Origin of the sequence: Actinokineospora baliensis (genome assembly GCF_016907695.1) — a bacterium.
In the GTDB taxonomy this organism is placed as follows: domain Bacteria; phylum Actinomycetota; class Actinomycetes; order Mycobacteriales; family Pseudonocardiaceae; genus Actinokineospora; species Actinokineospora baliensis.
In genome coordinates this window covers 165,965-181,201 of record NZ_JAFBCK010000001.1, presented here as the reverse complement: position 1 = coordinate 181,201, position 15,237 = coordinate 165,965, and the positions used below count along the sequence as shown (strand labels likewise).

Annotated in this window: 1 protein-coding gene; it reads left to right on the top strand. The window is 72.1% G+C overall.

What is annotated here, in order from left to right:
• Window positions 1–95 precede the first annotated feature (95 nt).
• Window positions 96–15,227 carry a type I polyketide synthase gene (locus JOD54_RS36135; protein ID WP_239573231.1) on the top strand — a complete coding sequence of 5,044 codons (15,132 nt, stop codon included), beginning with the start codon at window positions 96–98 and terminating at the stop codon, window positions 15,225–15,227.
• Window positions 15,228–15,237 lie beyond the last annotated feature (10 nt).

Sequence of the window (15,237 nt, the reverse complement as noted above, 5' to 3'; positions counted from 1 at the left end):
TCTTTAGGGTTGTCGCGCGGAGATGTGGAAATACCCGCGGGGTTGGTTCCCGTGTGTCCGCAGCCGGTCGTGCGCCGCCCGAGAGGTCCTGGTAGATGGCAGACAAAGAGACCCTCCGCGATTACCTGAAACTGGTGACGGCGGACCTGCGGCAGACCAAGGCCCGGCTGCGCGAGGTCGAGGAGGGCGCGCGCGAGCCGATCGCCGTCGTCGGCACGGCCTGCCACTACCCGGGTGGGGTCGCCTCGCCGGAAGACCTGTGGCGGCTGGTGTCCGAGGGCCGCGACGGGATCACCGCGTTCCCGGACGACCGCGGCTGGGACGTCCGCTTCGCCGACGACCCCGACACGCCGGGCACCAGCTACGTCAGCGAGGGCGGCTTCGTCGCCGACGCGGCCGAGTTCGACCCGGCGTTCTTCGGCATCTCCCCGCGCGAGGCGCTGGCCATGGACCCGCAGCAGCGGCTGTTGCTGCGGGCGTCCTGGGAGGCGCTCGAACGCGCGGGCATCGACCCGGAGTCGTTGCGCGGCAGCCGGACCGGGGTGTTCGCGGGCACGAACGACCAGAGCTACCTGTCGCTGCTGGTGGGTGACCCGCAGGGCACCGAGGGCTACCTGCTCACCGGCGGCGCGACCGCGGTCACCTCGGGCCGGGTCGCCTACGCGCTCGGTCTGGAGGGTCCTGCGGTCACGATCGACACGGCCTGCTCGTCGTCGCTGGTGGCGATGCACCTGGCCGCCCAGTCGCTGCGCACCGGGGAGAGCACGCTCGCGCTGGCCGGTGGTGTGACGGTCATGGCCACGGCCGGGGTGTTCACCGAGTTCAGCCGCCAGCGCGGGCTCGCCGCTGATGGCCGGTGCAAGTCCTTCGCCGACGCCGCGGACGGCACCGGCTGGGCCGAGGGCGTCGGTGTGCTGGTGCTGGAGCGGCTGGTCGACGCCCGCCGCAACGGGCACCGGGTGTTGGCCGTGCTGCGCGGGTCGGCGGTGAACTCCGACGGCGCCTCCAACGGGCTGACCGCGCCGAACGGGCCGTCGCAGCAACGGGTGATCCTGTCCGCACTGTCCGCCGCCGGGCTCGGACCGTCCGATGTGGACGCCGTCGAGGGGCACGGGACGGGGACCGTGCTCGGCGACCCGATCGAGGCGCAGGCGCTGCTGGCCACCTACGGGCAGGGGCGGACCGAGCCGCTGTGGTTGGGGTCGGTCAAGTCCAACATCGGGCACACGCAGGCCGCGGCCGGTGTCGCGGGCGTGATCAAGGTGATCCAGGCGCTTGCCGCCGAGGTGCTGCCAGCGACCCTGCACGTGGACGAACCGTCCCACCAGGTCGACTGGTCCGCAGGCGCGGTGTCGCTGCTGACCTCCGCCCGACCGTGGGCGCGGGGTGAGCGGGTCCGGCGCGCGGGCGTGTCGTCGTTCGGGGTGAGCGGCACCAACGCGCACGTGATCATCGAGGAAGCCCCGGTCGAGGCCGACCAGGCGACGCCGTCGGTCGACCTGCCGGTGACACCGCTGGTGCTGTCCGCACGGTCGGCGGACGCGGTGCGGGAGCTGGCTGAGCGGGTGCTCGCGGTCCAGGCCGAGCCCGCTGATCTGGCCTGGTCGCTGGCGACCACGCGGGCCGGGCTTGAACAGCGGGCTGTCGTGTTCGGGGTTGACGGTCTCCGTGCGTTGGCGCAGGGGTCGGGCGCCGCCGTTCAGGGCCAGGTGACGCCGGGGAAGGTCGCGTTCCTGTTCACCGGCCAGGGTTCGCAGCGGCTGGGGATGGGCGCCGGACTGCGGGTGTTCCCGGTCTTCGCCGCCGCCCACGACGAGGTCGTCGAGCGGCTCCCCGGGTTCGAGCTCGACTCGGCCGAGGCGCTCGACCAGACGGCGAACGCCCAGGTCGGCCTGTTCGCCCTGGAAGTCGCGCTGTTCCGCCTCCTGGAGTCCTGGGGTGTCCGCCCTGATGCGCTGGTCGGCCACTCCATCGGGGAAGTCGCCGCGGCCCACGTCGCCGGGATCCTGTCCCTGGACGACGCCTGCACCCTGGTCGCGGCCCGAGCCCGACTCATGCAGGCCCTGCCGACCGGCGGCGCCATGCTCGCCGTGGAGGCCGCCGAGGGCGAGATCGACCTCCCCGAGGACCTCGACCTGGCTGCGGTGAACTCGGATCGTTCGATTGTGGTATCTGGGGATTGTAGGATTGTTGAACAGTTCGAACGTAGGATTGGTGAACAAAACAGGCGGTTCAAGCGGCTGACCGTGTCGCACGCGTTCCACAGCCGCCTGATGGACCCGATGCTCGACGAGTTCCGCCAGGCGATCACGGGTCTATCGTTCAACAATCCCACAATCCCGCTGTTGAACAGTTCAACTGGTGACCCGGCCACGCCCGAGTACTGGGTGCGGCAGATCCGGGAGACGGTCCGGTTCAGCGCGGCGGTCGAGCGGGCCGGGGCGACCCACCACCTCGAGTTGGGGCCGGACGGCGTGCTGTCGGCGCTGGTGTCGGGGGTCGCGACGCTGAGGGCCGGGCGAGACGAGCCGGAATCACTGTTGCGGGCGGTCGCCGCCCTGCACGTCGTGGGGGTGCCGGTCGACTGGCGGTCGGTCCTGGGCGGCGGTCGTGTGGTCGACCTGCCGACCTACCCGTTCGCCAGGGAGCGCTACTGGCCGCGGCCGGGTGTGTCGGCGGCCTTCGGCGCCACCGGTCACCCGCTGCTCACCGGCGCGGCGGAGACCCCGGACGGCCACCTGTTCACCGCCCACCTCGACGTCGCGTCCCGCCCCTGGCTGGCCGACCACGTCGTCCACGGTCAGGTTGTCCTGCCCGGAACGGCCTTCGTCGAGATGGCGCTGTTCGCGGGTGCCCGCGCGGGTGCCCCCGCGCTGGCCGAACTGGTCCTCGAGAACCCCCTGGTGCTCCCGGAGTCCGGATCCGTCGAGGTCCTGCTGTCGACGACCGGCGACACCCTGACCATCCACTCGCGACTCGCAGGCCAAGAGTGGACCCGCCACGCCACAGGTGTTCTCGCGCAGCCGCCCGAGCTGGTTGCCCCGGACTTCGCGCACTGGCCGCCGGAGGGCGCCGAGCCCGTCGCCCCCGGTTCCGTCTACGACCGTCTCGGTGCCGCCGGTCTGGTCTACGGCACTGCGTTCCAGGCGATCCGGGCGGTGTGGGTGCGCGGCGAGGACGTCTTCGTGGAGTTGACCACCGACGACCGCAGCCACCTCGTGCACCCGGCGCTGCTCGACGGTGCCCTCCAAGCCGTCGCCGCCAAGGCGGTCGGTGGGCAGGCGGGCATCCCGTTCACCTGGGCCGGGGTCGCTGTCGGCGCCACCGGGGCGAACGAACTCCGGGCCAAGGTCTCGCCCGCGCCCGGCGGCGGGGTGTCGGTCACGGCGGTCGACCCGGACGGCGAGTTGGCCGTGTTCGTCGAGCGCGTGGTCACCCGGCCCGCGCGCGCCACGTCCACGACCACCGACCTCTACGACGTCACCTGGGTCCCTGTCCTCGCAGACAAGGCGGTCCCGGCCCACGTGGTGGTCACCGGGTCCGATGTGGACGAAGTGCTCCCCGCTCTGCGCGAAGCCCTCGTCGGTAGTGACCTGGTGGTCGTCAACACCCGTGACGCCGTTCGCGCCGCCCCCGGCGACGACGTCGACCCGGCCAAGGCCGCGATCTGGGGGCTGGCGCGATCCGCCCAGTCCGAGCACCCCGGCCGGGTCGTCCTGGTCGACGGCGATGTCGACATCGCCCTCGCCACCGGTGAACCGCAGGTCGCGGTCCGCGGCGGCGCCGCCTTCGCCCCTCGTTTGTCCCCTGTGGATACTGGGCTGGCGGTCCCGGACGGTGCGTGGCGACTGGACATCACCGAACGCGGGACCGTCGACAACCTGGTCCTGGCCCCGGTCGCGCCGCGGGAACTCGGCGAGCGCGAGGTCCGGGTGGCCGTCCGGGCCGCGGGGCTCAACTTCCGGGACGTCCTCAACGCCCTGGGCATGTACCCCGGTCAGGTCGACCTCGGCGGTGAGGTCGCGGGTGTGGTGACCGAGGTCGGGTCCGCTGTTGCAGGGCACCAAGTCGGCGACCGCGTCCTCGGCCTGGTCACCGGTGCCATCGGCCCTGAGGCGATCACCGATGAGCGCCTTCTGGCGCCGATGCCCGCTGGCTGGTCTTTCGTCACCGCGGCCGCCATCCCCGTCGTCTACACCACCGCCTACTACGGCTTGATCGACCTCGCGGGCCTGCGGCAAGGCGAATCCGTCCTCGTCCACGCCGCCGCGGGCGGTGTCGGAATGGCTGCCGTCCAACTCGCCCGTCACCTCGGAGCGCAGGTCTTCGGCACCGCGAGCCCTGCGAAGTGGCCCGCCACCGGACTGGACGACGATCACCTCTCGTCGTCGCGCGATCTCGCGTTCGCCGCCAAGTTCCCGCAGGTCGACGTGGTCCTCAACGCGCTGGCGGGTGAGTTCGTCGACGCCTCGCTCGGCCTGCTGCGACCGGGTGGCCGGTTCATCGAGATGGGCAAAACCGACGTCCGCGAAGGCGTCCCCGGCTACCGCGCGTTCGACCTCGGCGAGGCGGGTCCGGACCGGATCGGCGAGATCCTCACCCAGGTCATGGCCCTGTTCGCCGCGGGTGTGCTCACCCCGCCGCCGATCCGGGCCTGGGACGTGCGCCGCGCGCCCGAGGCGTTCCGGTTCGTCGGTCAGGGCGGCCACACCGGTAAGGTCGTGCTGACCCTGCCGCGCGCCATCGACCCCGACGGCACGATCCTGATCACGGGCGGCACCGGTGCCCTCGGCCGGGTCCTCGCCGAGCACCTCATCGGTTCCGGCGCGCGCGATGTCGTCCTTGTGAGCCGCTCCGGTGCGGGTTCGGTCGACGGCGCCCGGACTTTGGCGTGCGACATCACCGACCGGGACGCACTGGAAGCCCTGGTAGCGGGCCTGCCCCGGCTCACGGCCGTGTTCCACCTCGCCGGGGTGCTCGACGACGGCCTGCTCGAGTCGCTGACCCCGCAACGCCTGCACGCAGTTCTCGGGCCGAAAGCGCTTGCGGCCCAACACCTGCACGAGCTGACCGACCCGGACGCCTTTGTCCTGTTCTCCTCGATCTCCGGCACCTTCGGCAGCCCCGGCCAGGCGAACTACGCCGCCGCCAACGCTTTCCTCGACGGTCTCGCCACTGCCCGCCAGTCCGCTGGACTCCCCGGTCTGTCCCTCGCCTGGGGCGCGTGGGCGACCGAAGGCGGCATGCTCGGTTCACTCGGTGAGGCCGAGATCGCCCGCATCGCCCGCTCCGGCTACCCGCCGCTGACCGTCCACCACGGTCTGTCGCTTCTGGACAGCGCGCTCGCTGTGCCCGGCCCGGTTGTCGTCCCCGTGGCGCTGGACCGCCGAACCCTGGCGGGCAAACCGATCCCGCCGCTGCTGACCTCCCTGATCCGCCCGGTCGCCGCCGCCCAGGTCGACACTTCCCGCCTGGTCGACCTGGTGTGCGCGCAGACCGCCACGGTCCTCGGCTTCCCCTCCGCGGCCTCGATCGACCCGGGCAAGCAGTTCAAGGACCTCGGGTTCGACTCGCTCACCGCCGTCGAACTGCGCAACACCCTCGCGCTCAAGATCGGCAAGCCGCTCCCGGCGAGCCTGGTGTTCGACCACCCCACGCCTGCCGCCGTGGCCGACCACCTGCGCGAACTCCTCGACGCCCCGGCGGACAAGCGCGTTCAGCCCCGGCGGGCGGCGGTCAGCACCGACGATCCGATCGCGATCGTCGGCATGGCCTGCCGCTTCCCCGGTGGCGCCAACACACCCGAAGACCTCTGGCAGTTGGTCCTCGACGAGGTCGACGCGATCGGCGCCGTGCCCGCCGACCGGGGGTGGACCGACCACGGTTTCGTCGGTGGGTTCCTGGACGACGCCCCCGACTTCGACGCCGCGTTCTTCTCGATCTCGCCGCGCGAAGCCCTGGCGATGGACCCCCAGCAGCGTCTCCTGCTGGAGACTTCCTGGGAGGCCGCCGAGCGCGCGGGCATCGACCCGAGTCAGCTCAAGGGCAGCCGCACCGGTGTCTTCATCGGTACCGCGACCTCCGGCTACGGCATCGGCCACTTCGACATCCCCGAGGGATCGCGCCCGCACGTGCTCACCGGCACCGCGACCAGCGTGATCTCCGGCAGGCTCGCCTACGCGCTCGGCCTCGAAGGCCCCGCACTCACCGTCGACACCGCCTGCTCCAGCAGCCTCGTCGCCCTCCACCTCGCCATCCAGGCGATGCGCAACGGCGAGTGCGACATGGCCCTCGCCGGTGGTGTCACCGTCATGACCACGCCCGGCATGTTCATCGACGCCGCCCAGGGCGGCGCGCTCGCCTCCGACGGCCGGTGCAAGGTGTTCGCGAAGTCCGCCGACGGCACCGGCTGGGGCGAGGGCGTCGGCATGCTGCTCGTCGAGCGGCTCTCCGACGCGGTCAAGCACGGGCACCCGGTGTTGGCGCTGGTCAAGGGTTCGGCGGTCAACTCGGACGGTGCCTCCAACGGCCTCACCGCCCCCAACGGTCCCGCGCAGCGGCGGGTCATCGAGCAGGCCCTCGCAGGCGCGGGCCTCGAACCGTCCGAAGTGGACGCGCTAGAAGCGCACGGCACCGGCACCGAACTCGGCGACCCCATCGAGGCCCAGGCCGTCATCGCGACCTACGGCGGTGACCGTGTGCACCCGCTGCTGCTGGGTTCGGTGAAGACCAACATCGGCCACACCCAGTCGGCCGCCGGTGTTGCGGGCGTGATCAAGATGGTGCTCGCGCTGCGGCACGGCACGCTGCCCCGGTCGCTGCACATCGACGAGCCGACCCCGCACGTCCCGTGGGACCAGGGCGTGCGGCTGCTCACCGAACGCGTCGAGTGGCCCGACACCGGCCGCCCGCGCCGAGCCGCTGTGTCCTCGTTCGGCATGAGCGGCACCAACACCCACACGATCCTCGAGCAGGCGCCCGAATCGGACCCGCGCGAGGTCGACCGGGTTCCCGGGCCGTGGTTGCTGTCCGCCCGGTCCGCCGCCGCACTGCGCGACCGCGCTGACCAGTTGCGCGGTGTCGCCGCTGATCCGGCCGACATCGGCCACTCCTTGGCCAAGCGGACCTGGTTCGAGCACCGCGCCGTGCTCCTCGGTCCCGACCACGAAGCCCAACTGTCCGCGCTCGCGGCGGATCTGCCCGCGCCCGGCCTGATCCAGGGTGTTGTCGGCCGGACCGGCCGGACCGTGTTCGTCTTCCCTGGTCAGGGCTCCCAGTGGTCGGGGATGGCCGACCACCTGATGCGCGAGTCCGAGGTGTTCCGGGACTCCGTGCGCGAGTGCGCCGCCGCGCTGGAGCGGCACGTCGTGTTCTCCGTCGAGGATGCCCTGCGCGACCCCGAGTCCTGGGACCGGCTGGATGTCGTGCAGCCCGTGCTGTTCGCGGTGATGGTGTCGCTGGCCCGGTTGTGGCAGGCCAACGGGATCACCCCGGACGCGGTCGTCGGCCATTCCCAGGGCGAGATCGCCGCCGCGCACTTCGCGGGCGCACTGTCGCTTGAGGACGCTGCGCTCGTTGTCGCCGAGCGCAGCAAGCTGTTGCTGCGCTTCGTCGGCCAGGGTGCGATGGCGGCGGTGTCGCTGCCACCGGACGAGGTCAGCGCCCGGCTGGCGCGCTTCGGCGGTGAGTTGACTATCGCCGCCGTCAACGGCGCCCGCTCGGCCGCCGTCGCCGGACCGCACGCCGCGCTGGACGAGCTCGTCGCCGAACTCGAAGCCGAGCAGGTGCGGGTCCGCAAGGTCCGCATCAACGGTGCCGGGCACTCGCCGGTCGTCGACACCGTGCGCGCTGAGGCGCTGGCCGTCCTCGCCCCGGTCGTGCCCCGCGCTTCCGATGTGCCGTTCTACTCGACCGTCACCGGTGGTCAGCTCGACACGACCGGTCTCGACGCGCACTACTGGTTCACCAACATGCGCCGCCCGGTCCAGTTCGCCGCCGCCACCCGCGCGCTGCTCGACGACGGCCACGGCACCTTCATCGAGTGCGCCCCCCACCCCGTGCTGGCAGGCGGCATCGGTGAGACCGCCGACGACGCCGGTGTCGCGGACCCGATCGTGCTCGCCACGCTGCGCCGCGACGAGGGCGACCGGTTCACCACCTCGCTCGCCGAAGCGCACGTGCGCGGCATCGAGCCGGTCTGGTCGCACAGCGGGCACGACATCGACCTGCCCACCTATCCGTTCCAGCGGTCCCGGTACTGGTTCGAGCCGGTCGAGGGCGCCGAGTCGACCGCCGAGGACGCCGCGTTCTGGGCCGCCGTGGGCCGGGGAGACGCTGACGCGATCGGCATCGACGCGGCAGCGCTGCCCGCGTTGGCCGCTTGGCGGGCGAAGGCGCGCGAAGAGTCCACAGTGGCCGAGTGGTGCTACGAGGTCTTGTGGCGTCCGGTGGCGGTGTCCAAGACCGTCGAACTCACCGGAACCTGGGCGATCGTCGCCGGTGCCCAGACCGAGCTGGCTGCCCGGTTCGCCGCCCAGATCGCCGCGGTCGGTGCTGATCCGATGATCGTCCCGGCCCTGCCTGCCGGGACCACGTTCACCGGCGTGGTGTCCTTGCTCGGCTTGGACGACACGCCGGACCAGGTGTTGGACCTCGTCAAGTCCGACGGTCCACTGTGGTTGGTCACCACCGGCGCGGTGTCGGTCGGCCGCACCGACCCGCTGCGCGACCCGAACCAGGCGAAGACCTGGGGTCTCGGCCTGGTCGGCACCCTGGAACGCCCCGGCCAGGTGGCCGGGGTGCTCGACCTGCCCGCCGAGGTCGACGACCGGGTGATCGCCAGGGCGCTCGCCGCGCTCAGCACAGGCGAGGACCAGATCGCCGTGCGGTCGTGGGGCGTGTTCGGCCGTCGCATGGTGCGAGCCGACGTCCCGGCCGGATCACCATGGCGTCCACAGGGGACTGTGCTCGTCACCGGCGGCACCGGTGCCCTCGGCGCCAGGGTCGCACGCTGGCTTGTCGACAGCGGCGCCGACAAGGTCGTCCTGACCAGCCGCCGCGGTCTCGAGGCCCCCGGTGCCCGCGAGTTGGTCGACGAACTGGGCGTTGTGGTCGCGGCCTGCGATGTCGCCGACCGGACCGCTGTCGCCGCGTTGCTCGCCGAGCACCCGGTCGACGCGGTCGTGCACGCGGCCGGTGTCGCCCAATCCACCCCGATCGCCGACATCACCGCTGAGGAACTCGCCGAGGTGACCGCCGCCAAGGTCGCGGGCGCTGCTTACCTCGACGAACTCGCGGGTGACCTCGACGCGTTCATCCTCTTCTCGTCAGGTGCCGCGACCTGGGGCGGCGCGGGCCAAGCCGCGTACGCGGCCGGCAACGCCTATCTCGACGCGCTCGCCCTGCACCGACGCGCCCACGGCCGCCCCGCCACCTCGATCGCCTGGGGCGGCTGGGCCGACGGCGGGATGGCCGACGCCGCCGCGGTCGCCGCGCTCGGCCGCCGCGGCCTGCGCCCGATGGCCCCGGACCTCGCCGTCGCCGCGCTCCAGCGGGCACTCGACGCCGACGTCACCTGCCTCACCGTCGCCGACATCGACTGGCCGCTGTTCGCCCCCGGGTACACCGCCGCCCGCCCGCGGCCGCTGATCGCCGAGATCGCCGAAGCGCGGGTCGAGGACAACGCAGTTGAGAGCGACGACCTGCGCGACCGGGTGCTGGCGCTGCCGGAGGGCGACCGCGCGGGCTACCTGCTCGACCTGGTCCGCGCACAAGCCGCCGCCGCGCTCGGGTACGCCGACCCGACCGCCGTCGAGGCCGACCGGGCGTTCCGCGACCTCGGGTTCGACTCGCTGACTGCCGTCGACGTGCGCAACCGGCTCACCGCGGCCACCGGCAGGCGCCTGCCCGCGACCCTGGTCTTCGACTACCCGACCCCGCGCACCCTGGCCGGTCACCTCCTCGCCGACGTGCTCGGCCTGGCCGACGACACCCAGGTGACGACCACGGCCTCGGACGAACCGATCGCGATCATCGGCATGAGCTGCCGCTACCCGGGTGGCGTCGACTCGCCGGAAGACCTGTGGCGCCTGGTGATGGCCGGCACCGACGCGATCACCCCGTTCCCCGACGACCGCGGCTGGGACCTCGAAGCGCTCTACCACCCGGATCCCGACAACCCCGGTACCTCTTACGTGCGGGAAGGCGGTTTCGTCCACGACGCCGGGCACTTCGACGCCGAGTTCTTCGGCATCAGCCCGCGTGAAGCGACGGCCACCGACCCGCAGCAGCGGATGCTGCTGGAGGCCACCTGGGAGGCGTTCGAACGCGCGGGCATCGACCCGGCCACTCGGCGCGGCAGCCGCGCGGGCGTGTTCGTGGGTACTTCCTTTGTGGGGTACGGAATCGGTGCCTTGGCGCCCGGGAGCGACGCGGAAGGGTTCTTCCTGTCGGGCACTGGGACAGCGGCCGCGTCAGGGCGCGTGTCGTACACGTTCGGGCTCGAAGGTCCAGCGGTCACTGTGGACACCGCGTGTTCGTCTTCGCTGGTGGCGATCCACCTCGCCGTGCAGGCGTTGCGGCGGGGTGAGTGCGACTTGGCCGTTGCCGGTGGTGTGGCGGTGCTGCCGTCGCCGACATCGTTCACCGAGTTCAGCAGGCAGCGCGGGCTCGCCGCGGACGGCCGGTGCAAACCGTTCGCCTCGGCCGCCGATGGCACCGGCTGGGGTGAGGGCGTCGGCGTGCTGCTCGTCCAGCGGCTGTCGGAGGCCGTGCGCGACGGTCACCGGGTCCTCGCGGTGATCAAGGGCAGCGCGATCAACCAGGACGGCGCCTCCAACGGCCTGACCGCGCCGAACGGGCCGTCGCAGCAGCGGGTCATCCGAGCGGCGCTGGCCGACGCGGGACTTTCTCCGTCCGATGTGGACATGGTGGAGGCGCATGGGACGGGGACCACGCTCGGCGACCCCATCGAGGCGCAGGCGGTGATCGCGACCTACGGCCAAGGCCGGGACGTGCCGCTGCTGCTGGGGTCGGTGAAGTCCAACATCGGCCACACGCAGTCGGCGTCCGGCGTCGCCGGGGTGATCAAGACCGTGCTCGCGCTGCGCCACGGTGTTGTCCCGAAGACCCTGCACATCGACGAACCGACCCCGCACGTCGACTGGTCTGCAGGTGCCGTCGAACTCGCGGCCGATACCGTGCCCTGGCCCGGCGTGGACCGCCTTCGTCGCGCGGCGGTGTCTTCCTTCGGCGGTAGCGGGACCAACGCGCACCTGGTGCTGGAGCAGTACGTCGCCGACCCGACCGACCCCGGCGAGGTCACCGCGCCGCTGCCGTGGGTGCTGTCCGGCCGCACCCCGGCGGCACTGCTGGAGCAAGCGGCCAAGCTGCGGGACCACCTGCGCGAGGCGCGGCCGTCGGCAGCGGATGTCGCCTACTCCCTGGCCACTTCGAGGGCGCGTTTCGACCACCGGGCCGCGTTCGTCGCTTCCGATCTCGACACCGCTGTGTCCGCTTTGGACAACTTGGACACCGCGGTGCTGGGCCGAGCGCGGGACGGCAAGGTCGTCTTCGTCTTCCCCGGTCAGGGCTCGCAATGGGTCGGGATGGCCGCGGAGTTGTTGGCGGGCGACGAGGTGTTCGCCGCCGAGTTGCACGCCTGCGCCGAAGCGATCGCGCCGCACGTCGACTGGAACCTCCTCGACGTGCTGACCAGCGGTGACGGCCTCGACCGGGTCGATGTCGTGCAACCGGTGCTGTTCGCGGTGATGGTGTCGCTCGCGGCCCTGTGGCGGGCGCACGGAGTCGAGCCGGACGCGGTTGTCGGCCACTCCCAGGGCGAGATCGCGGCCGCGTACGTGGCGGGCGCACTGAGCCTCGCGGACGCGGCGCTCGTGGTGACCAGGCGCAGCCGGGCCATCGTCGCACTGGCTGGGCAGGGCGGCATGGTTTCGGTGTCGCTGCCCGTTGTCGAGGTGCGCGAACGACTCGCCCGGTACGACGGTCAGGTGTCGATCGCGGCGGTGAACGGGCCCGGCACGGTCGTGGTCGCCGGTGAGGTCGAGCGGTTCCTCGCCGACTGCGAGGTCGACGGCGTGCGCGCCAAGCGAATCCCGGTGGACTACGCGTCGCACTCGTCCCAAGTGGAGCAGATCGAAGATGAACTCCGGCGGGTGCTTGCCGGGATCACCCCTCGGTCGGCACGCATCCCGTTCCGGTCCACGGTGACCGGCGAATGGCTGGACACCGCGGGCCTCGACGCCGAGTACTGGTACCGCAACCTCCGGCACACCGTCGAGTTCGAGACCGCCACCCGCGCGCTCGCCGACTCCGGCTACCGGTTCTTCGTCGAGGTCAGCCCGCACCCGGTGCTGACTCCGGCGATCAGCGAGACGGTGGACGACATCGTCGCCGTCGGCACCCTCCGCCGCGACGAGGGCGACCTGGCCAGGTTCCTGCTCTCGGCCGCTGAGCTGCACGTTCACGGCGGTCCGGTCGACCTGGGTGCCGCATTCGACGGCCTGCCCGTGCGGACCGTCGAACTGCCCACCTACGCCTTCCAGCGTCAGCGCTACTGGCTGGAACTCCTCTCGGCCGGACCGGGCGACGTCTCCGCCGCGGGCCTGACCGCCGCCGACCACCCGCTGCTCGGTGCAGCCGTGCCGCTGGCAGGCGGGGACGGGTTGGTGTTGACCGGTCGGATCTCCTCCCGCACGCACCCGTGGCTGGCCGATCACACTGTGTTGGGCACGATCCTGTTGCCCGGAACGGCTTTCGTCGAGCTCGCTGTGCACGCCGGTACGCAGGTCGGCGCCCCGGACGTGGTTGAGCTGACCCTGGGCACGCCACTCGTACTCGGCACCCAGGACTCGGTGTCCTTGCAGGTGGCAGTCGGTGCGCCGGACGATAACGCGCGCCGCGAGGTGTCCATCCACTCCAGTGTGGATGGTCTGGAGTGGACGAAGCACGCCACCGGCCTGCTCGGTGCGTCGGAGCGGCTGGAGTTCGACTGGTCGACAGTTCGGGAACCGGTCGAGCTGGGCGGGTTCTACGACTCGATCGCCGACCTCGGCTACGGCTACGGCCCGGCGTTCCAGGGCCTCACCGCGGCCTGGCGGGGAGAAGGCGAGCTGTTTGCGCAGGTCACCTTGCCGCAGGAGCTGTCGTCGACCGGCTTCGCCGTGCACCCGGCACTGCTCGACGCCGCATTGCACGGCATCGGGCTGCTGCGCGAAGGCGGTGACCGGCCCGCTGAACTGCCGTTCTCCTGGTCCGGCGTGACCCTGAGGCCAACCACCGCGCGTACCCTGCTCGTCCGGCTAACCGAGACCGAGGACGGCATCGAGCTTCAGGTCACCGACGAGCAGGGCGCCCCTGTTGGGCACGTGCGGTCGCTGGTGGCCCGCCCGATCGGGGCCGAGCTGTCGGCGGCCAGGCGAGCCATCGCCGACGCCCTCTTCCGGCTCGACTGGTCCACCCCGATCACCCCTGCTGACCCTGGCACCTCGCGTTGGGCGCTGTTGGGCACCGACGAACTGCGCCTCGGTGCTGCGCTGATCGAGGCGGGCAACGAGGTCAGCGCGCACGCCGACCTCGACCACCTGCTGGACAACCTGGCCGCCGACGTCGTCGTCGCCCAGTTCGTCGGGGGCGAGGGTCCGGTCGCCGACGCGGCGGAGCGGGCCGCCGCCCAGGCGCTGGAACTGGTCAGGGCGTGGATCTCCGACGAGCGGTTGGCCGCTGTACCGCTCGTCGTCGCCACGCGCGGCGCGATCGACGGGCAGGACCTGGTCGCGGCGCCGGTGTGGGGGCTGGTGCGGTCCGCGCAATCTGAGCACCCGGACCGCTTCCTCCTGGTTGACGTGGACGACCCCGACCTGCTCGCGGCCGCGGTCTCGTCGGGAGAACCGCAGGTCTCGGTGCGCGGTGGACAGGTGTTCGTACCCCGCCTCGTGCGCCAGCCGATCCCCGAAGGCGACACCGGGCTCACCGGAACCGTGCTGGTCACCGGGGCGACCGGCACCCTGGGCGCTGCCCTGGCTCGACACCTCGTTGTCGAGCACGGCGTCCGGGATCTGTTGCTCACCAGCCGATCCGGCCCACGCGCGGACGGTGCGGATGCCTTGCTCGCTGAGCTGACAGACCTCGGTGCGCGGCCTACGCTGGTGGCCTGCGACGTCGCCGACCGGGAAGCGCTTGCCGGGCTCCTCGCCGAGCACCGGGTGGACGCGGTCGTGCACACGGCGGCCGTGCTCGACGACGGCGTTCTGACCGCGATGACCCCTGAGCGGCTCGCCACAGTGCTGGCCCCGAAGGTGCGCGGCGCGATCAACCTGCACGAATTGACCGCCGACCTGTCCGCGTTCGTGCTGTTCTCCTCGGCCGCGGGCGTGTTCGGAGGTGCGGGGCAGGCCAACTACGCCGCCGCGAACGTGTTCCTCGACGCGTTGGCGCAGCACAGGCGTTCGCTCGGCCTGCCGGGTGTTTCGATGGCGTGGGGTCCTTGGGCGCAGCGCACCGGCATGACCGGGGAGCTGACCGAGGCCGATGTGCGGCGGGTCATGCGGTCCGGCCTCGGTCAACTGTCCACTGAGGATGGAATGGCGCTGTTCTCGGCCGCGGCCGCGGGGGATGCCGCCGTCGTGCCGATGGTGTTCACCCCTGGCGCGTTGCGGGGACGTGGTGCCGTACCGCCGGTGCTGCGTTCCCTAGTGCGTTCGGAGACCAAGGCCGTCGCGGATGTGCGTGCTCGACTCGACGCGGCGGGCGACGGCGAACGCGGCCGGATCCTGCTGGACCTGGTGCGCGGTCAAGTCGCCGCTGTGCTCGGCTATCCCGACGCCACCGCGGTCGCCCCGGATCGCGGGTTCCTCGACCTGGGCTTGGATTCGCTCACCGGCGTCGAGCTGCGCAACCGCTTGGCCACGGCCACGGCGCTGCGCCTGCCCGCGACCCTGGTGTTCGACCACCCGTCGGCGGGCGCTGTGGCGGAGTTCCTGCGCGAGCAGCTCGCCCCGGCGTCGGCGACCGACGAGGTCCTGGCGGACCTGACCCGGTTGGAGCACTCCCTCGGCGGGGTGCACACCGACGCCGACCGGGAGCGGGTCGCGGCCCGGCTGCGGGCGCTCGCCGCCAGGTGGGACACCCGCGCCGCCACCGACGACCTGACCTCCGCGTCAGCCGAGGAGATCTTCGACCTCCTCGACAGCGAGTTCGAGAAGTCCTGAGAGGACGGTC